This window comes from Tritonibacter mobilis F1926 (genome assembly GCF_000376545.2).
Lineage (GTDB): Bacteria > Pseudomonadota > Alphaproteobacteria > Rhodobacterales > Rhodobacteraceae > Epibacterium > Epibacterium mobile.
In genome coordinates, this window is record NZ_CP015230.1 from 1531331 (window position 1) to 1550909 (window position 19579).

Sequence of the window (19579 nt, forward strand, 5' to 3'; positions counted from 1 at the left end):
GTTTGGTTAACCTTTCATAAACCGTTTTTACGGATCAAAGACTGGAACAAGGGCAATACGCGCGCCGTCAAAGACGACTTTGCCCTGGTCGGGAAAATTGACAGTGATCTTGCCGCCCACGTTTGACTGTACTTGCCCCAAGCCCCAGTCCGGGTGGTTGGGATGTCGGACAAACATGCCGGGTGCCAGGATCGCATTGAGGTCATTCATAGTTTGAGTGGCCCTATTGGAGGAAAGTTATGAGTGTAGATAACGCCAATCTGGCCGCATTGGTAGGCTCACGAATTTGTCACGATCTGATCAGCCCTGTCGGGGCGATTAACAACGGTCTGGAACTGCTCGGCATGTCCAACTCGTTGGAAGGTCCAGAGCTGGAGCTGATCTCCGACAGTGTGAATAACGCCAACGCCCGTATTCGCTTTTTCCGCGTGGCCTTTGGTTCCGCGGGCGAACAGGAGCTAGGCCGGATGGAAATCATGAGCGTGCTCGGTGATGTCAGCAAAGGTGGGCGCATCAAATATAACTGGTCCTCACAAGAGGCGGCAGCGCGGCGCGATGTTCGTATGGCGTTTCTCGCCGGTCTCTGTCTTGAGAGTGCGCTTCCCTATGGCGGCAGCATCCAGATCCTACGCAGCACCGACGGCTGGACCGTGACAGGCGAAGGTCGCAAGATCAATGTCGACGAAGATCTTTGGTCTGGTCTTGCGTCAGACGCACCCAAAGTCGAGATTACCCCGGCACTGGTGCAATTTGCGCTGCTGCCCGAAGCGGCCAAAGAGGCCGGTCGTCAGCTGTCGTTCAGCCAATCGGCAGAGAAGATCTCGATCAGCTTCTAAGCGATCCTGATTGCACTATGAAAAACGCCGCTGATCATCTCAGCGGCGTTTCTTATTTGCGGGACTATTTGCGCACGGTGCCGTCGCCGCGCACCAGATATTTGAAACTGGTAAGCTGCGTCGCCCCGACCGGACCACGGGCATGCATCTTGCCGGTGGCAATGCCGATCTCCGCCCCCATGCCGAACTCGCCGCCATCGGCAAACTGGGTGGAGGCATTGTGCATCAGGATGGCGCTGTCCAGCTCCGCGAAGAACTGCGCCACGGCTGCGTTATCCTCGGTAATGATGCAATCGGTGTGGGCCGAGTGATAGGTGCGGATATGGGCAATCGCCTCGTCGATGCTTGCCACTTTTTTGGCGGCGATAATCGCATCGAGGTATTCCTTACCCCAATCCTCGGACGTCGCGGCCTGCATGCTATCCGGGCCGGGCAAGCCCTCTTCGGCGTGGATTTCCACCCCGCCCATAGCGAGCAGGTCCAGCACGTCCTTGCCGATGGTCTCGGCAATATCCTGATGGATCAGCAGGCACTCCGCAGCGCCGCAGATGCCGGTGCGCCGGGTCTTGGCGTTCAGGACCACATCGATCGCCTTTTTGCGGTCGGCGTGTTTGTCGATGTAGATGTGTACGATGCCCTCAAGATGGGCAAAGACCGGTACGCGGGCCTCGCGCTGCACCAGCCCCACCAGCCCCTTGCCGCCACGCGGAACGATCACATCCACGTAGTCGGTCATGGTCAAAAGCTCCTGCACCGCCGCGCGATCACGGGTCGGCACCAGTTGCACGGCGTCCTCGGGCAAACCTGCAGTTCGCAGCCCGGCGGCCAGACAGCCATGGATCGCCTGCGCTGAATGCAGACTCTCAGAGCCGCCGCGCAGGATCACCGCGTTGCCGGATTTGAGGCACAGCGCGCCCGCGTCCGCGGTCACATTGGGGCGGCTTTCGTAGATCACGCCGATCACCCCAAGCGGGGTGCGCACGCGTTGGATACGCAGGCCGGTGGGTTGCGTCCATTCTTCCATCACCGCACCGACGGGGTCATCCTGCGCCGCAACAGCGCGCAAACCATCGACGATGCCCTGAATACGCGCCTCATCCAGCATCAGCCGGTCCATCATCGCAGAGGACAGCCCCTTTTCGCGGCCAAACTCCAGATCCTTGGCATTGGCAGCGATAATGTCTTCGCGCTTGGCCCAGACTTCATCTGCGGCAGCGGTCAGAGCCTGTTCTTTCTGTGCGGCGCTGGCGGTGGCGAGTTGTTGCGCAGCCGCTTTGGCGCGCGTGCCGATGTCTGTCATCAGCGCGGGAATATTTTCCAGATCTTTCATGTCTTTGCCCTTTGCTTCCCCAGGCGGGGTCCGAGCCGCACCGCCACGTCGCGTGGCGGCGGGAAATCTCGCATGCTCAGAATGACAGGATCAAAGCGCCATGTCATCCCGATGGATCAAGGCCGCGCGCCCCGCATAGCCAAGGATGCCCTCGATGTCAGCGGAGCGATGCCCCTGGATGGCACGGGCTTCCTCTGCCGTGTACCGGCTGAGCCCCTGACCCAGTTTGCGCCCGTCTGGGCCGAGGATGGCCAGCGGATCCCCGCGGCCAAAGTCACCCTCCACATGACGCACCCCAGCGGGCAGCAGACTGTTTCCATTTTGCAGCGCCTTGGCGGCGCCCTCGTCCACAGTGATCACACCACGGGTCTTCATGGCGGCGATCCAGCGTTTGCGCGCCACTCGCGGATCACCTTGAGCGCTGAACCACGTCGAGGGCGCACCCGCCTCAAGCGCTGCGACCGGAGACATCACCGAGCCTTCGCTGATCGCCATGGCACAGCCCGCGGCGGTCGCCATCTTGGCTGCCAGCAGTTTGGTGATCATGCCGCCCTTGGACAGCCCCGACACCCCGTCGCCCGCCATCGCCTCAATTTCAGGCGTGATGGTATCGATCCGATCAAACCGTTTGGCCTGCGGATCAAGCGCCGGATTGGCGCTGTAGAACCCATCCACATCCGACAGAAGGATCAAGACGTCCGCTTCCACCGTCACCGCGACCTGCGCGGCGAGGCGATCATTGTCGCCATAGCGGATCTCGTCAGTGGCGATGGTGTCGTTTTCATTGACGATGGGCACCGCGCCCAGCCCGATCAGCGTCTCGAGCGTAGCGCGGGAATTTAGATAACGGCGACGGTTTTCGCTGTCCTCCAACGTCACCAAAACCTGCGCGGTGGTGATGCCATGCGGGGCCAGCGCCTCCTCGTAGGCGCGCGCGAGGCGGATTTGGCCCACGGCAGCGGCAGCCTGCGATTGCTCCAGCGGTAACTCGGTGCGGGGCAAACCCAATGCGCCGCGCCCCAGCGCAATCGACCCCGAGGACACGAGGATCACATCCTTGCCCTGCTCTTTCAGGCGCGCAACATCCTGCGCCAGCGACAGGAGCCAGTCCTGCCGCAACGCGCCGCTGGTGCGATCCACCAGCAGTGCAGAGCCGATCTTGATGACGACACGACGCGCCGTGTTTAGGGCTGCCAAGGGGTGTCCTCCTCCTCGGACGCCTCCGCCTGTTTGATCCGCAGGCGGTCATCGTCGATCTCGGCCCGTACGGCCCGCAGCACCTCGTCAAGACCCTCGCGGCTGACGCTGGACATGATCCGCACCGGTGCGCCCACCTCAGCCTCAAGCGCGGCACGCGCCTCGGCACGTTCCTCGTCATCCAGCGCGTCGATCTTGTTGAGCGCCGTCACCCGGGGCTTATTGGCAAGCTCACCGCCATAGGCCTCAAGCTCATTGATGATGGTGCGGTAGTCCTCGGCCACGGTTTCAGATGTGCCGTCGACCAGATGCAGCAACACCGCGCAGCGTTCCACATGGCCAAGGAAGCGGTCACCGATGCCACGGCCCTCGTGCGCGCCTTCGATCAGGCCGGGAATATCCGCCATCACGAATTCAGTGTTATCAATCCCCACCACCCCGAGGTTCGGGTGCAGTGTGGTGAAGGGATAGTCGGCAATCTTCGGCCGCGCGTTGGATGTGGACGACAGGAACGTCGACTTGCCCGCGTTCGGCAGACCCAAAAGTCCAGCATCCGCGATCAGCTTCAGCCGCAGCCAGATTGTGCGCTCAATACATTCCTGACCGGAATTCGCCCGCCGAGGTGCTTGGTTGGTGGAGGACTTAAAATGCAGGTTGCCAAAACCACCATTGCCGCCCTTGGCCAGCAGCACGCGCTCGCCGATTTCGGTCAGGTCGGCCAGAACTGTTTCTTCGTCCTCGTCGAGGATCTCGGTGCCCACGGGAACCCGCAAAATAATATCGTCACCGTCCTTGCCGGAGCGCTGACGCCCCATGCCGGACTGGCCGTTTTTTGCAAAGAAATGCTGCTGGTAGCGGAAATCGATAAGCGTGTTCAGCCCATCCACGGCCTCGGCCCAGACCGAGCCGCCCTTGCCGCCGTCACCGCCATCGGGGCCACCGTATTCGATGTATTTCTCGCGCCGGAAACTGACGCAACCGTTCCCGCCGGCGCCGGAGCGAATGTAGACCTTTGCCAGATCGAGGAATTTCATGAGTAAGCCTCTGTGTTCGAGTTGGATCGCCAATACTTTAATTCAGGGGATGGCTCAACCCTGCGTCTGTTGTTCTGCCTGCATGGCCGATCTGCGAGGCGAGACACAAAAACGCGGACCCGTCCGATGACGCGCCCGCGAGTGGTGTTGCCTTTGACCTCTGGATCAGAGCTTGCGGCTGTAGGTCCAAGTTGGAACATTTGCGTCACGCGCAACGCAGAAATCCTCTGCATCGCCAAGATACTCAAATCCGCAATGCGCAAGCACCCGCGCCGACGCCGGGTTGTCCTGAAACACGCTTGCAAACATCGTTGCATCGCCCAAGGGGTTGGCCTCTACCAGCAACTGAACTGCCATCGACGCAAGCCCGGTATTCCAGAACGGCGGCGCAACCCAATAGCCAACCTCGGACTGGTTGCGATCCATGGATTTCAGCGAGATCACCCCCATCAGTTCCGGGCTGCCATCCTTGGTGCCATCCATCGCCCAGATAAACTCCCCCTGCTCGGCCTCAATGCCGCGTTTGACATAGGCCTCAGCCGCGCCCGGCGGATAGGGATGCGGGATCGGCGCGGTCATCTTGGCGATGCGCGCATCTCCGGCGTAGTGTTCAATCAGACCTGCATCCGACGGACGCAAAGGCCGCAGATCAAAGCGATCTGCCTCAATGATGGCTTGCTGATCCGTTTGGTCCAAACCCATAACCACGCTCCTCCTCAAGAAACTCAAACTTCGGCAAATACACTCAGGTATTCTGGGGACTTGTGCTCCTCCATCCCCTTGCCGATGAGATGGGAAGTGCCAGAACGACAAACAAGTCACGTTTTCACGCACTTGCGTTACGATCCGACAGGTCCATCCAAAAACGAAAAGAGGGACCGGTCTTTTAACCGATCCCCCTGAAGATTTTATTACCCTTTGGGTTCGGTTTACTCAGCGGCCTCCGCCGCCGGGAGAACCGAAATAAAGGTGCGGCCTTTGAGGCCCTTGTGGAAGGTCACGTTGCCGTTGGCGGTCGCAAAGATGGTGTGATCTTTGCCAATACCAACGCCTTCGCCCGGCCAGAACTTGGTGCCGCGCTGACGCACGATGATGTTGCCCGCGATTGCAGACTGACCACCATAAAGTTTCACGCCAAGACGACGACCTGCGGAGTCGCGACCGTTACGGGACGAACCGCCAGCTTTTTTATGTGCCATTCTTGTCTCTCCTTAGCCTTGAGCCAGCTCTTTGGCCTGCTCAACCCACTCGGGTTTGATCTTGACGGCGTCGATACCAGCAATATCCGCTTCGGACAAGGCTGCGATCTGAGCGAAGGTGGTGAGGCCAGCGGCCTCCAGCTTCTTGGCGGCGGCAGGGCCAACACCGGTCAGCTGGGTCAGATCGTCGGAACCAGTAGCTGCTGCGGGTGCAGCAGCTTTGGCAGCCTTGGCTTTCGGCGCGGCTTTCGCAGCAGGAGCCGCATCGCCTTTACCGGTTGCCACTTTCACGCCGGACGCATCCGCACCAGAGGACAGGATCTCGGTGATCTTGACCAGGGTCAGCTTCTGACGGTGACCGACAGTACGCTTGGAGGAGTGCTTACGACGACGCTTGACGAAGTTGATGACCTTGTCACCTTTGATCTGTTCGACCACTTCCGCCTGTACGGCAGCGCCGGACACAAACGGAGCACCAACGACGGGGGCATCGCCACCGATCATCAGAACGTCATTGAATTGAACGGTTTCGCCAGCGTCTGCAGCCAGTTTTTCCACGCGAAGCATATCGCCCGCCTGAACTTTGTACTGCTTGCCGCCGGTCTTAAGGACTGCGAACATTTCAGTCTTTCCTTTTCTACCCGCGTCCTTCGGCCCCCTTTCGGGTGTTTGCGACGGGGCCTCGCCCCCTCACCTCGAACAGCGCGCCCCTTGTGCGGGACGGTATGACAATAAAACCCCGGCGCGGAGAGTCCGGGCCGGGATGCGGGCTTTTGACCTTACTGAGATAAGAAGTCAACCCTAGAGCGCAGGCTCAAATCAAAAATATCCACAGCCGCTGGCCGGATGAGACATCAAAGCTCCTGTACGGGCTGCAGGTCCCGCATACGGTGCGCGAGTTCCTCAAAGCGATTGGCCTGAATTTCATATTGGATCGCATTCAGAAGTTCATAGACCTCCTGCATCAGCGGGTTTTCCAGCGCTTTGACATAAGCCGCGACCTCATCGGTCGTAAAGTCGCGATATATATATGCAGATTGTGCAAGGCTCGATGCTGCCATCTGACGCCGCATCTCACCTTCTTGCGCTTTCATGAGCGCGCGCAACCCATCAGCATCGACCTGCATATCTATGACGCCAGCGGCTGACGCGGCCATCAAAAAGCGGAACTGGATTTCTTGCACAGCGCGAATAGCGGTTTCGGTGCCGCCAATGGCCACATTCATATCCTGATACAGCGTGACCCTCGGGTCGCCCTCTGCCACCAGTTTGCTGACGATGCGCTCGCCAGCCTCCACGGTGCCAGCGCCGTCTTCATTCATATGAGAGGCATTTTCGACCTCAACCAGACGCTGCCCCAAATCGCTGGCATAAAACTCAGCCGCAAAAAATAAGGCATCGGAGGAGAGCGTTTCTTCCAGAATATCCAGTGCGGTGGCCTGCATCTTATTTGTGTCAAAGACCTCAGAGGTGAGACGCTCCCACTCCAGTCCAAAATCACCTGCATCGGCGCCCAAAATTTTAGGCGCATCCCCCGCCGATTGCGCGATGCTATCAAGTGCGACGTCAAACCCTGTCACCTCAAGGAAGGCTTTGATCTGCGCACGATCTGCCGCCTCTGCCTTCGCGGGGTGCAGAACCACGATACTAAGTGCGGCAACAAAGATCCCTTTCAACAGGGCTGTCACAAATGCGGCGGGGCGCAGCGGCGCTGAAATCGGTTTGACCATAGTGCAAATGTAGGGGCAGAAACCCTAACCGCAAACCAAAATTCGACTTTCTTGAACGAACTGTGAAATCGCCCCTTGCACGCGGCGAAAATCACCTTTAAACGCCCTCACACCCCCCGCGGAGAGGTGCCGGAGTGGTCGAACGGGGCGGTCTCGAAAACCGTTGTGCCTTCACGGGCACCCAGGGTTCGAATCCCTGTCTCTCCGCCATTTACTCCCTGAATATTTCGCTGAAACGTGCGGGCTTTGCCCTGCTAACAGCTTCGTTGCCTTCAGAAATATCACCCCATAGGGTCACAGCGTAGTTGTTAAGCGCTGAAAGGGCATCAAAATGACGCGCTCATCCCCCTCATTTGCAAGTGATGACATCGCGTCCGCATTTGCTGCGTTTCCTGAACCAGAGCGAACTGGACTGCTGTCGTTACGCAGCCTGATCTTTGAAACCGCCGCAAAGACCCCGGCAGTGGGCCGCCTGAGTGAAGCGCTGAAATGGGGGCAACCTGCCTATCTGACGCCCGAGACCAAGTCGGGCTCGACGATCCGATTGGGCATCCCCAAGTCTGGCGGTTTTGCCATTTACACCCATTGTCAGACAACGCTTCTGACGGATTTTCAAATCCTGTTCCCGGATGATTTTCAATATGAAGGCAACCGCGCGCTCCATTTTTGCGCAGGTGACGGTCTTCCCTTGGATAAACTGGAAATCTTGGTGCGTAACGCACTGACCTATCACTTGAAAAAATAATGCAACTCAAGGGCATCAATAGAAAAAGCCGGGCGAATGCCCGGCTTCATTTGCGCGAACGGACGCATCAGGCGCGGCGGCGACGGCCACCAGAGCGGCCACCCCGGCCGCGTGCCTCTTCGCCCTCTTTGGCGGGCGCCTTGTTGAACTTGATCCAGTCACCACCGTGCGGATCGTTATTGGTCAGAAGGTTGGCGGCGCGGATGGCCTCCATTTCCTTGCCGGCGCGCGGCAGAGTGGACCCAAGGCCGAACATGGTCACAAAGGTCTCATCATCCATACCTTCGGGCAGGATGATACCGGCGGCGGCCACCTGTTCTTTTTTCTCGGCAATCGCCTTTTGCGTCACTGGCAACGCCACCGGGTTCATGATCGCAGAGGTCATGCCCGCACCCATGGCCATCGGCAGGAACGCATTGTTGATGCCGTGACGGTTGGGCAAGCCAAATGACACATTCGACGCACCGCAGGTGGTGTTCACGCCCAGCTCTTCACGCAGTTTGCGCACAAGGGCAAACACCTGCTGACCTGCCGTGGCCATCGCACCAATCGGCATGACCAGCGGGTCGACCACAATATCATGGGCCGGAATGCCAAAATCGGCTGCACGCTCGACAATTTTCTTTGCCACTGCAAAACGCACCTCTGGATCTTCAGAGATCCCGGTATCGTCATTGGAGATCGCGACCACCGGCACATTGTACTTCTTAACCAGTGGCAGAACCAGTTCCAGACGATCTTCCTCTCCAGTGACGGAGTTCAAGAGCGGGCGCCCCTCTGCTGCAGCCAGACCAGCCTCCAGCGCGCCGGGAACCGAGGAGTCGATGCAGAGCGGAATATCCACAAGCCCCTGCACCAGCTCGACGATTTTGGTCATCAGCGGCGGCTCGGTCTCGTTGGGGTTCGGGTTGGAGTTGTAAACGACACCCGCATTGATATCGAGGATATTGGCCCCTGCCATCACCTGCGCCAGCGCGTCTTTTTCAACGGTTGAGAAGTCGCCCGCTTCAAGCTCCGCAGCCAGTTTCTTACGGCCGGTCGGATTGATACGTTCGCCGATCACGCAGAAGGGTTCATCAAAGCCCAGAACAGCAGTTTTTGTCTTAGATTCTACGACAGTACGGGTCATGGTTTATCCTTGCTGTTGTGCGGGGCGTGCAGACTCGCCGCCGTTGTTTATGGCCCAGGTGGCGTTGGTCTTGATACCACCAAGGGGGAAGAAATGGACGTTGGTGATGTTAAAGTCAGGGTTTGCAGCCTTGTGGGCGGCAAGCTCGGTCAGAACATCGGTCGGCTCGTAGGGTAGCATCAGCTTCGTGACGTCCATGGCACGTTTCTGCAGCACCTTGAGCGAGGGGCCCACACCGCAGGCAATCGCAAATTTGATCAGCGTCTGCAGCTTCGCAGGACCGGCGATGCCGATGTGGATCGGCAGATCAACGCCCGCCTCCTTGAGACTATTGGCCCATGCGATAATCGGCTTGGCCTCAAAGGCGAATTGGGTCGCCAGAGCCATTTTAGCATCGGTACGCTCAGAGAATTTCTGTTTCCACTGAAGTGCTTCGGAGACGTTCTTCATGGAGCCATCCGGGTCGATGTCTTTATTGCCCTCGGGATGGCCCGCAACATGAAGATTGGTGAAACCTGCCTTGTCGAACAGGCCGGTCTCCAGCAGTTGCATGGAGCTGTCGAAGGCTCCGTGAGGTTTCGCCACACCGCCAGCAAGCATCAGCGCTTGTTTGACATCGGCCTCGCCCTGATACCGCGCAATCCAATCGGCCAGTGTCGCCTCGTCCTTGATGATCCGCGCGGGGAAATGCGGCATCACCGGAAAGCCTTCGTCATTCAGGCGCTTGGCGGTGGCGACCATATCCTCAATCGGGGTGCCTTCGATATGCGCGATGTAGACGCGGGTGCCCGCCGGCAGCAGCTCGCGGAAATCCTCGACCTTTTGCGCCGTGCGCGGCATCACTTCGATCGAATAATCCTGCAAGAACGCCTCGACTTCCGGGTTTACAGTGACCTCAGTTTCAGTCGCGCGTTTTTTGAAGTTCAGCAAAGCCATGGCGGCCTCCCATAATCCGTTGAGGGCTGTCATGCCCAGCCATCGTTTGCGATCAGCGTCTTGAGCCGCTCTTGATCGTATTCCTCCTCCAGACGCGCGGCCTGAGAGTCAGCAATATCACCGGGCTCACCCTCGACACTGAACGGCGCGGCCTTGCGCCACTCCGCCAGATAGGCGTCGCTGTCCTTGGCGTTCACCTTCATGGCTGCGCGATCAATCGCTTGCTCAAACCGTTCTTCGAGCTGGCGTTTGGCACCGCGCCGCCCCTTGCCCACAATGACCTGAGCCGGGATGTCGCGCCAGTATACGATGGTGACGTCGGGCATTGCCGTTCCTCTCATTCCGTCTGTCGTACTGCGTTTCTAGTCTGACGTTTCGCGTCCGGTACGTCGGATTTCGACAACAAAGATGGGAGGAGCGACGTTTACGACTTTTGCGCCGGGTTCTGTCCCTTTGATCTCAGATTGCAAATTTTGGAATTGCCGCGCACCGCGCGCCTCCAGCTTTCCCACCGTTGAACCGATACAGTCCCTTGCAGTGAGGCCAGCGCGGACGTACTGTGAATTCAACACGATAATCGGAGGGCGTGATTCATGGCGCCCAGGCGTTCCAAAGGTACAGGAGCGTTTCCCAGAGCGGTTGAGACCCCTGTACCGGCCCGGCCAGATCCAGATGCGCTCTATGCGGCGCTGGATCTTGGCACCAACAGTTGCAGGATGCTGATTGCCCAACCCAAGGGCAGCGGTTTCCATGTGGTGGATAGTTTTTCCAAGTCGGTGCAGCTCGGCTCCGGCCTGGAAAAGACGGGGCGGTTGTCACGTTCCTCCATGGCGCGCACCATTCAGGCGCTGCGCATCTGCCAGCAGAAAATCAGCAGAAACCGCGTAAAACGCATGCGACTCGTCGCGACAGAAGCCTGTCGCCGCGCCAAAAACGGGCGCGATTTCATGCGTCAGATCAAACGTGAAACCGGCCTCGCGATGGATATCATCCAACCCGAGGAAGAGGCGCGTCTAGCAGTGATCTCTTGTGCGCCCTTGGTGTCGACGAAAACCGAACAGCTTCTGGTGGTGGATATCGGCGGCGGCTCGACCGAGTTGGTCTGGATCGACATTTCCTCTGTACCGCGCCGCGACCGCCCTTCGGCCATCATGCGGTTGCATGCCGGATTTCACACCGTTGAAAGCCCGTTTCCCGCAGCCAAGGTTGTGGACTGGATCTCGGTTCCACTGGGCGTGGCAACGCTTCGGGACCAATTCAACGATGTTGAAGATGACGCCGCGCGGTTTGCCTTGATGAGCTGGTATTTTGAGGAGCATCTCGCCGATTTTGCGCCCTACAAGGACGAACAGGCCCGCGAAGGTTTTCAGATCGTCGGCACCTCCGGCACGGTCACGACAGTTGCGGCCTCTCATCTGGGGCTCAAGCGCTATGACCGAACCAAAGTCGATGGGCTGCGGATGACATCCGATCAGATCGACAAGGTGATCCGAGGCTATCTGGAACTTGGCCCCCAAGGCCGCCGTCGCGATCCAAGAATTGGCGAAGACCGACAGGCACTTATTATGTCCGGTGCTGCTATTTTGCAGGCACTCTTGCGCTGCTGGCCCACGGATCGTTTGTCGGTCGCTGATCGTGGTCTACGCGAGGGCTTGCTCTATGCACAGATGAGCGCGGACGGCGTGTTGGAAGACGGCCCTTTCTGAGCGGCGCGAGATCGGCTATAGCGCCTCAGCCGCGACTTGAGGCTGCGGAGCACGCGAAAGAGGAAAGACCATGGCGAAGAAACCGACAGGAAAGAACACGTCCGGCCGTGGGCAGCGGGATCTGACCGTTAAGGTCAAGACCGCGCGCGGGCGCAGGCTCAGTTCTACGCGCTGGCTGCAACGGCAGTTGAACGACCCCTATGTCAAACGGGCACAGGCCGAGGGGTATCGCGGTCGCGCGGCGTTCAAGATCATGGAACTCGACGACAAATACCGTTTTCTGGTTCCCGGAGCGCGGGTTGTGGATCTGGGTTGTGCGCCGGGCGGTTGGGCGCAGGTGGCAGTGCCGCGCATCAATGCGCTGGGCGAGAAATCCGGCAAAGCCATTGGACGTTTCATCGGCGTCGATCTGCAAGAGGTCGAACCTCTTGCTGGCGCGGAGTTTCATCAGCTCGACTTTATGGACGAAGGAGCTGACGATCAGGTCAAGGAATGGCTTGGCGGTCAGGCCGATGTGGTGATGTCCGACATGGCCGCGTCCAGCTCCGGTCATAAACAGACCGACCACTTGCGGATCATGTCCCTATGCGAGACTGCCGCCTATTTCGCCTTTGATGTGCTTGAAGAAGGCGGCACTTTTGTTGCCAAAGTGCTCGCGGGTGGGGCCGAGGGCGAGTTGCAAAAGCTCCTGAAGCAGAAGTTTAAATCCGTCGCCAACGTAAAACCTCCCTCGTCGCGGGCGGATAGTTCTGAAAAATTTGTCATCGCCACTGGCTTTCGGGGGTGACGTCCGGGGCTAACGCGAGACCGGACGCGAATAGGGCGTGCGCAATGAGCGCACTGCAAGATCCCTGAGGTTTTGTAAGGCCGAGAGATCAGCCTTTTCGCCATGGCGCTTCGCTTCACCCGGTTTGGATTGCCGGAACACGGCGCCGTCAGTCTTTGCTCGCGCAAGCTCAAGCAGGCGCGCACGCCCTTTGACTGATACCTTATGTGACATAATAGTTTGCCTCATGCTGTCCTGATGACATAGATCTGGCCAGCAACGGCGACGCAAGCAGGGCTGGATTGCGGCGAAACCCGCGCCTTTCACAACAATTTACGCCGATATCGCTATTCTTCCTCGGCGAGCCGGTCGGTTTGCAAGACGCCATTGATTTCCGCCCCAAGGATCAGGATCGCGGCGTTCAGATAGAGAAAAATCAGCGCCGCCATCGCCCCTGCCAGCCCGGCATAGGTCGCAGAATAGCTTGCAAAACTAGATACATAGAGGGCAAAACCTGTCCCGGCGGCCCACCACAGCAGCAGTGTCACCACAGCGCCCGGCAGAATATGGCGAACCGTTTCGCGCCGTGGCAACAGCACCAAATGGTAGAGAAACACCGCCGCGACCGGGATCACAGCAACCACCAGACCATTGGCCCCATGCTCCCAGCCCCGCAGAAAGTCGAGGTCGGGAAAAAACCGTGCCACAAAACGGGCGCCCAAGGGCAGGAACAGCTCAAACACCGCCGTCAGCAAGAGCCCTGCGCCGCCCATGATGACCAAGCCCAAAGAAATCAGCCGGTGTTTCCAAAACGGACGCGTTTCCTCCTGACCATAGGCCCTGAGCATCGCTATGCGGATCGCATCAACTCCGTTAGAGGCGAAATACAGCGCGAGCACCCCCCCAAGCGTCATCAGACCGGTGCCTGAGGTTTCAAGGACGGCGTAAACCTCGCGGGTGATCGGCTCTGCCACCGACTGCGGCCAGCTGCCAAACACCAGATCGACCACATCGTCGACCACCACCCGATGCGAAAACAGGCTGGCAATCGCCCCGCTGAGGGCAACCGTGAACAAAACAAATGGAAACAGCGCCATCATCATCGACATGGCGATGTGGCTGCTCAACACCCAGGCATTTTTTCTGCCGAACCGGCCAAGTGCGCGGCGCAATATCCGAATTGCCTGCATGAGATTTTGCACGGCTGCCATGGTAAACTCCTAAGAACGAAAGAGGCTTTGCCTGTTATTCATCACGAAACGGCCCATGAGCGAGGCCTGAACGCATGACCGCCACCAAAAAAGCAGTGCTGATCCCGAATGCCAACATGCCGGTCATCGCCGCAAAAGAAGCAAAAATCCGATGTTCTTCATCCAGCACAATGTCGCCGTAGCCCAGCGTTGTGTAGGTCGCGACCGAAAAATACACTGCGGTGTTCCATGTCTCGAACGTCTGTGCCTTCAAGAGCAAGGCCGCCGACCAGATCCAGATCTGGGCCGTATGCGCCGCAACCACAAATCCGATAGAAATCAAAAGCACGCCGGTCTGGTGCACCATTGCGGAATAGCGCTGAAACCGCGCGCGGTGACGTTGCAACGCATCGGCACACCAAAGCAGCATGATCGTCTCAAGGACCAGACAGACAAACAAAAACAGACCGCCCCAGAAAATTTGCTCGATCAATGTCATAGCGGTGTGGGTTCCTTTGGTCGGACAGGATGGCGGCACTATGGCGCAGCTTAGAAATCAGGGCTTGATCGTGCAACGTCTGCATTACATCCATGAGACAAGATATTGGTTCAAGGGACATTCTGATGCTTTTGACTGTAAAAGGCGTGACCCACCGCCATCCCGGCGGTACGCGGGATGTGCTGAGGGATGTGTCCTTTGAGGTTGCGCGTGGTGAAAGTGTCGCCCTGACCGGTGAGAGTGGATCAGGCAAAAGTACGCTGTTGCATATGCTGGCAGCGCTGGATCACCCGCTGCGTGGGTGTATCGAATTTGACGGCCAAGACATCACCGCCCTGAGCGACAAGGCCGCATCGCAATTGCGCCGCAGCCAGATTGCATTGGTGTTTCAACAATTCAATCTCGTGCCGGCACTCTCGGTGGCCGACAATATCGCCCTTCATGCCAAACTGGGGCAGCGTTTTGATGCAAGCTGGACAGAAGAGGTCACTGCCCGCCTTGGCCTATCGGAACTGGTAGAGCGCTACCCGGAGCAAATCTCCGGCGGGCAGCAACAACGCGTGGCGATTGCGCGCGCACTTGCCTTGCGCCCAGATCTGTTGCTCGCGGATGAGCCGACGGGCAATCTGGATGAAACCGCCAGCGCAGAGGTTTTGCGCCTGATGCTGGATCTGGTTCAGGACACGGGCTGTGCGCTGTTTCTCGTGACCCACTCCGCCGCTATCGCCGCACGCTGCGCGCGCCATCTGCACCTGAGCGGCGGGCAGGTCCGGGTGCAGCCCACATGAAGCACGCGCTTTATTGCTTTCTCAGTCACTGGCGACGCGCCCCGCTGCAATTATTGTTGCTGATCGCGGGGCTCGCCTTGGCCACCGCGCTTTGGTCTGCGGTACAGGCGATCAATTCCGAGGCACGCGCCTCTTACGCCCGCGCTGTTGAGCAGCTTGGCGCGGCGCAATTGACGGCGCTCACCTCTCCCGAAGGCACGATACCGGTTGAAACCTATGTGCGTTTGCGCCGCTCGGGCTGGCAAGTTTCGCCCGTGTTGGAAGGAACATGGCAAGTCGATCAAAACGCGCTCACGCTGCTGGGCGTAGACGCCTTAAGCTACCCCGGCGCGCCTGCGATGTTTCAGGCCGCCAGCGCGCGCGGATTGGATCTGTCCGATGTGTTGACACCTCCGGGGTGGATATTCGCCCACCCGACCACCCTGCCCGACCTCATGGCGTTTGAGCGCACGATTGCATTGCCGCAAGTGCCGCCACGCGTCGTTCTGGCAGATCTGTCGCTTGCCGAAAGGCTGCTTGATCAGCCCGGGCAGCTCTCGCGTATTTTAATCCTGCCCGATCAACCACAGGGGCTGCCAGACCTCGCCGAACTTGTACCAGAACTGCGGCAATCACAAAATCCGGATGGCGCGCTCGCTGACCCGCAGCGCCTGACGCGTAGCTTTCACCTCAATCTCACCGCATTTGGCTTTCTCTCCTTCTGCGTCGGTCTGTTTATCGTGCAAGGCAGTGTCACATTGGGCATCGAGCAGCGCCGGGGTACGATCCGCACCCTGCGTTGTCTCGGCGTTTCAACCGCGACACTGTTACAAGCGCTGTTTCTGGAACTGCTCATCCTCGCGCTGGTTTCGGGTGTGTTGGGTCTGGTGATTGGCTATGCATTGGCGGCCCTTTTGCTGCCGGACGTCAGCGCCACCTTGCGCGGGCTTTATGGTGCTCCCGTCGAAGGCAGCCTGACCCTGCGCCCCACGTGGGTGATCTCCGGCTTGGTGATGACCTCGCTGGGCACCGGGGCCGCCGGGGCGCAGGCGTTTGTTGCCCTGCGCAGGATGGCGAACGCGCTCTCCCGTTCCCCGGTTGCAAGCGCGCGCATGACTTGGCGCAGTCAACGGGTCTTTCTCGGCGCCTCACTTGCGTTGATCGCTGCCGGTTATCTTGCCCTGAAACTGGTGCCGGGGCTGATCGGAGGTTTTGCCTTTCTCGGCGGCACTCTCCTCGGCGCGGCCCTCCTGTTGCCCCCGATCCTGTTTGCAGTGACCAGTGCCTTGCAGGGAGCGTTGCGCGCGCCCCTCTGGCGCTGGCTGGTGGCCGACAGCCGACTGCAACTGCCGGGGATATCCCTATCGCTGATGGCGCTTCTCCTCGCGGTCGCCACCAATATCGGCGTTGGCACAATGGTGTCGAGCTTCCGCCTGACGTTTCTTGACTGGATCGAACAGCGCCTGCCTGCGGACGCTTATGTCGAGGTCACATCTGCGACAACGGCCAATCAGATCATGGAGTGGGCGATGCAAAACGATGCGCGTGCGCTGCCGCAATACCGCATCGACAGTCGTACGGCCTCAGCCCCCCTGCGCATCTACGGCATCATTGATGATCCGCTCTACCGTACGCATTGGCCACTGCTTGAGGCGGAAGCGCGGGTATGGGACCAGATTTACGATGAAGGCGCGGTTTTGATCAGCGAGCAGCTTGCACGTCGAGAGGGTCTGCAGACCGGGGATCAGATCGCCCTCACGCCAGACTGGACCACCCAGATTGCCGGGATCTACCCGGATTATGGCAATCCAGATGGTCAGGCCGTTGTGGCGCTCTCTACCTTACAGGCCTGGGCCTCCGGCATCACCGTGTCGCGGGTCGGAGTGGTCGCGCCTCCCGATGTCTCCACCGCGGATCTGATGCAGCGACTGCGGCAAGATCTGAACCTCACCAGTGACAAAGTGGTCGAGGCTGAGATGATCCAGCGGGCTTCTGTGGCAATCTTTGATCGCACATTTGTTGTCACAGGCGCGCTCAACATCCTGACGCTGGGGGTTGCGGGGTTTGCTCTCCTCACGAGCTTTCTCAGCCAGTGGAGCAAGCGACTGCCGCATCTTGCCCCGGTCTGGGCCATGGGCATCACCCGACCACAATTGGCCAAGCTTGAACTGACGCGCAGCCTGGCCTTTGCGGTGGTGACATTTGTGCTGGCCCTCCCCCTGGGGTTGCTTCTGGCTTGGGCACTTCTGGCCGTCATCAATGTGGAAGCCTTTGGCTGGCGCTTGCCAATGTATCTCTTCCCGATGGAATGGGGGCGCTTATTTGCAATGACGCTGGTTGTGGCAGCGCTGGCAAGCCTGCTGCCCGCATTGCGTCTGATGCGGATGTCACCTGCCACCTTGCTTGGAGTATTTGCCAGTGATCGCTAACCTCCTGCACCCCGTTAAAATAGTCGCAATCACAACGCTCGTACTCGCACCGCTTGGCGCGTGGGCACAGGGGTTTGCCAATCTTGGCAGTACGGCTGAGGGCTTTACCGCGCCCCGGCCCGGTGTCGATCTGATTTTTCCAAAAGATCACGCGGCACACCCGGATTACCGGATCGAATGGTGGTATCTGACCGCAAACCTCAAGACCGCAGAGGGCGAAGATCTCGGCATTCAGTGGACCTTGTTTCGATCTGCTCTCGCCCCCAGCGAGGCCGATGGCTGGCAAAGCCCGCAGATCTGGATGGGTCATGCCGCGGTAACCACCAAATCCGATCACCGGTTTGCAGAGCGCATCGGTCGGGGCGGCGCCGGTCAGGCAGGCGTAAACGCCGCGCCGTTTTCGGCGTGGATCGACGATTGGGAGATGACTTCTTCAGATGCAACGCTTGATGAGCTTACCGTCAAAGCGCGCGGTCAGTCGTTTTCCTACGACCTCTACCTTCGCACCGATGCGCCACTGATCTTGCACGGCGATGCGGGCTATTCGGTGAAATCCGCCGTTGGTCAGGCCAGTTACTACTATGCGCAACCTGCCTATGAGGTGAGCGGAACCATCACCCTGCCCCAAGGCCCCGTCGCGGTCACTGGAGCAGCTTGGCTGGACCGCGAATGGTCGAGCCAGCCTCTTGCAGAGGATCAGGGCGGCTGGGACTGGTTTTCGCTTCGTTTAGACGATGGCGCCAAGCTGATGGGGTTTGTTTTGCGCGGGGAACGGGGCGATTTCACCTCTGGCACATGGATCACCCCAGACGGCACCGCCCAACCACTTGCACCCGGCGCGTTCAACGCCGTGCCTCGCGCATGGTCGCAGGTCGAGGGTCGGCGAGTCCCGACCTCGTGGCAGGTCTCCTTGCCAGAACGCGATCTAAACATCACCGTAGATGCGTTGAACCCGCAGGCATGGATGGGGGTCAGCTTTCCGTATTGGGAGGGACCGGTGCAGGTGTCGGGCAGCCACAGCGGCGTTGGATATCTGGAAATGACCGGCTACTGAGCGTCCCGGTCCAGCAAACCAGTGGAACGATAATACGCACGCGCTGCGCGGTGGATTGGAGCGGTTTGACCGTTTTCCACCATGGCGGTGGCCTCCAGCCGGGAAAAGGCCGGATGCGCACGGCGCAGGGTATCAAGATCAGAAAACACTGCGCGCACAAGCTCTTGCACCACTTTCAAGCGTTGCTGACGGGTGGTGACCAATGTTGCTGCAAAGCCAAAGGAATTCACCGGCATCGGATTGCCGCGATAAAGATTCGCTGGGATTTGGGCGAACTCAAAATACTTGTTTTCAGCAATCATGGCGCGAATTTCAGGCTCATCCAACGGCACCAGTACGGAATCGCAAGCGGTAGTGGCCTCCTCCACCGATGCTGCCGGGTGACCAACCGCAAACACCATTGCGTCAAAGGTTCCGGAGCAAAGCGCTGCGGACTGTTCGGCTGCGGATAATTCGTGAACCTCAGAGAAACTCTCCATTGTCCAACCAAGCGATGCCATCAATGCGAGCATCGTTGCCCGCTGGCCCGAGCCGGGATTGCCAATATTCACCCGCATTCCACGCAGATCAGAAAAGCTCGAGATCCCGGAATCTGCGCGCGCGACCACGGTAAAGACTTCTTCGTGCAGCGAAAAAACTGCGCGCAGATCGGAAAACGGAATGCCGCGCGACATCTGTGAAGTGCCCTCATAGGCCTTGGCTTGCCAGTCGGATTGCACCAGAGCAAAATCGACCCGACCGTCGCGCAAATCCTGCAGATTAGAGAGCGACCCCTCGCTGGTATCTGCAGTGCAGCGGATACCGTGGCGCGGCCTGTCTTTGTTCAAAAGGCGGCAAATCGCATTGCCGAGCGGGTAGTACAGCCCCGAGACCGAACCCGTGCCGATGGTGATGAAATCCTCGGCCCGGGCTCGATCAGCAGATGCGCCATACGCAAACGCTACCGCTGCGAGCAATCCCATTGCCCTGTTGATCACACTCATCCTGCCCCCCCGAACAGATATTTTCGCGCAAACTTTCAAAAGGTCCAAA

At 59.1% G+C, this 19579-nt stretch carries 21 protein-coding genes and 1 tRNA gene; 8 read left to right on the forward strand and 14 right to left on the reverse strand.

The features are described from left to right. Positions 1-27: 27 nt before the first annotated feature. Positions 28-210: a DUF3553 domain-containing protein gene (locus K529_RS07335; protein WP_005615470.1), complete on the reverse strand. Its 183-nt coding sequence runs from the start codon at positions 208-210 to the stop codon at positions 28-30. A 29-nt stretch (positions 211-239) separates the two neighbouring features. On the opposite strand from K529_RS07335, the gene K529_RS07340 reads away from it, so the two are divergent. Further along, positions 240-836 (forward strand): histidine phosphotransferase family protein, encoded by a 597-nt coding sequence (locus tag K529_RS07340; RefSeq protein WP_005615468.1) that lies wholly within the window; start codon positions 240-242, stop codon positions 834-836. A gap of 64 nt (positions 837-900) precedes the next feature. Here K529_RS07340 and K529_RS07345 read toward each other — a convergent pair whose 3' ends face one another. From K529_RS07345 to K529_RS07375, 7 genes are all read right to left on the reverse strand, one after another. Beyond that, entirely contained in the window at positions 901-2166 is a 1266-nt protein-coding gene (locus K529_RS07345) for a glutamate-5-semialdehyde dehydrogenase (RefSeq protein WP_046002156.1), read from the reverse strand. Between the two features lie 90 nt (positions 2167-2256). Continuing rightward, positions 2257-3363, reverse strand: a complete 1107-nt coding sequence (gene proB, locus K529_RS07350; protein WP_046002155.1) for a glutamate 5-kinase — start codon at positions 3361-3363, stop codon at positions 2257-2259. Continuing rightward, positions 3351-4397, reverse strand: a complete 1047-nt coding sequence (gene obgE / locus K529_RS07355; protein ID WP_046002154.1) for a GTPase ObgE — start codon at positions 4395-4397, stop codon at positions 3351-3353. The genes proB and obgE overlap by 13 nt, the downstream gene beginning before the upstream one ends. A gap of 165 nt (positions 4398-4562) precedes the next feature. Further along, positions 4563-5099: a GNAT family N-acetyltransferase gene (locus K529_RS07360; protein ID WP_005611264.1), complete on the reverse strand. Its 537-nt coding sequence runs from the start codon at positions 5097-5099 to the stop codon at positions 4563-4565. A gap of 227 nt (positions 5100-5326) precedes the next feature. Then, positions 5327-5596, reverse strand: coding sequence for a 50S ribosomal protein L27 (rpmA, locus tag K529_RS07365; protein WP_005611266.1), 270 nt, complete (start codon positions 5594-5596; stop codon positions 5327-5329). Positions 5597-5608: 12 nt separating this feature from the next. After that, positions 5609-6217 (reverse strand): 50S ribosomal protein L21, encoded by a 609-nt coding sequence (locus K529_RS07370; protein WP_005611268.1) that lies wholly within the window; start codon positions 6215-6217, stop codon positions 5609-5611. A 233-nt stretch (positions 6218-6450) separates the two neighbouring features. Then, positions 6451-7326, reverse strand: coding sequence for a DUF2059 domain-containing protein (locus K529_RS07375; RefSeq protein ID WP_005611276.1), 876 nt, complete (start codon positions 7324-7326; stop codon positions 6451-6453). Between the two features lie 120 nt (positions 7327-7446). On the opposite strand from K529_RS07375, the gene K529_RS07380 reads away from it, so the two are divergent. Next, a tRNA-Ser gene (locus tag K529_RS07380) sits at positions 7447-7536 on the forward strand. A gap of 121 nt (positions 7537-7657) precedes the next feature. Continuing rightward, positions 7658-8071: a DUF1801 domain-containing protein gene (locus K529_RS07385; RefSeq protein ID WP_005611279.1), complete on the forward strand. Its 414-nt coding sequence runs from the start codon at positions 7658-7660 to the stop codon at positions 8069-8071. Positions 8072-8138: 67 nt separating this feature from the next. On the opposite strand, the gene K529_RS07390 is transcribed toward K529_RS07385, so the two are convergent. From K529_RS07390 to K529_RS07400, 3 genes are read right to left on the reverse strand one after another with little or no spacing between them, the layout of a single operon-like run. Next, positions 8139-9200, reverse strand: a complete 1062-nt coding sequence (locus tag K529_RS07390; RefSeq protein ID WP_005611281.1) for a methyltetrahydrofolate--corrinoid/iron-sulfur protein methyltransferase — start codon at positions 9198-9200, stop codon at positions 8139-8141. A gap of 3 nt (positions 9201-9203) precedes the next feature. Further along, positions 9204-10136 (reverse strand): methylenetetrahydrofolate reductase, encoded by a 933-nt coding sequence (locus tag K529_RS07395; RefSeq protein WP_005611283.1) that lies wholly within the window; start codon positions 10134-10136, stop codon positions 9204-9206. Between the two features lie 29 nt (positions 10137-10165). After that, a complete protein-coding gene (locus K529_RS07400; protein ID WP_005611286.1) occupies positions 10166-10462 on the reverse strand; it encodes a virulence factor in 297 nt (98 codons plus the stop codon). 267 nt (positions 10463-10729) lie between these two features. Between K529_RS07400 and K529_RS07405 the strand changes: the two genes are divergently transcribed. Together K529_RS07405 and K529_RS07410 are read left to right on the forward strand one after the other, a co-directional pair. Beyond that, positions 10730-11842: a Ppx/GppA phosphatase family protein gene (locus tag K529_RS07405; RefSeq protein WP_005611288.1), complete on the forward strand. Its 1113-nt coding sequence runs from the start codon at positions 10730-10732 to the stop codon at positions 11840-11842. A 70-nt stretch (positions 11843-11912) separates the two neighbouring features. After that, complete coding sequence (locus K529_RS07410; RefSeq protein WP_005611289.1) at positions 11913-12629, forward strand: RlmE family RNA methyltransferase; 717 nt, start codon at positions 11913-11915, stop codon at positions 12627-12629. A gap of 326 nt (positions 12630-12955) precedes the next feature. On the opposite strand, the gene K529_RS07420 is transcribed toward K529_RS07410, so the two are convergent. Continuing rightward, on the reverse strand, positions 12956-13819 hold the full coding sequence (locus K529_RS07420) for a YihY/virulence factor BrkB family protein (RefSeq protein ID WP_005611294.1): 864 nt from the start codon (positions 13817-13819) through the stop codon (positions 12956-12958). Positions 13820-13853: 34 nt separating this feature from the next. Continuing rightward, entirely contained in the window at positions 13854-14297 is a 444-nt protein-coding gene (locus K529_RS07425) for a potassium channel family protein (RefSeq protein WP_005611296.1), read from the reverse strand. Between the two features lie 125 nt (positions 14298-14422). On the opposite strand from K529_RS07425, the gene K529_RS07430 reads away from it, so the two are divergent. The 3 genes from K529_RS07430 to K529_RS07440 are packed head-to-tail and all read left to right on the forward strand — an operon-like array spanning position 14423 to position 18547. Then, positions 14423-15085: an ABC transporter ATP-binding protein gene (locus K529_RS07430; RefSeq protein WP_005611298.1), complete on the forward strand. Its 663-nt coding sequence runs from the start codon at positions 14423-14425 to the stop codon at positions 15083-15085. Further along, on the forward strand, positions 15082-17493 hold the full coding sequence (locus K529_RS07435) for an FtsX-like permease family protein (protein ID WP_005611301.1): 2412 nt from the start codon (positions 15082-15084) through the stop codon (positions 17491-17493). The genes K529_RS07430 and K529_RS07435 overlap by 4 nt, the downstream gene beginning before the upstream one ends. Next, positions 17483-18547 carry a lipocalin-like domain-containing protein gene (locus tag K529_RS07440; RefSeq protein ID WP_005611303.1) on the forward strand — a complete coding sequence of 355 codons (1065 nt, stop codon included), beginning with the start codon at positions 17483-17485 and terminating at the stop codon, positions 18545-18547. The genes K529_RS07435 and K529_RS07440 overlap by 11 nt, the downstream gene beginning before the upstream one ends. On the opposite strand, the gene K529_RS07445 is transcribed toward K529_RS07440, so the two are convergent. Then, positions 18541-19530: a TAXI family TRAP transporter solute-binding subunit gene (locus K529_RS07445; RefSeq protein WP_080929569.1), complete on the reverse strand. Its 990-nt coding sequence runs from the start codon at positions 19528-19530 to the stop codon at positions 18541-18543. The two genes, K529_RS07440 and K529_RS07445, sit on opposite strands and share 7 nt — an antisense overlap. Positions 19531-19579 lie beyond the last annotated feature (49 nt).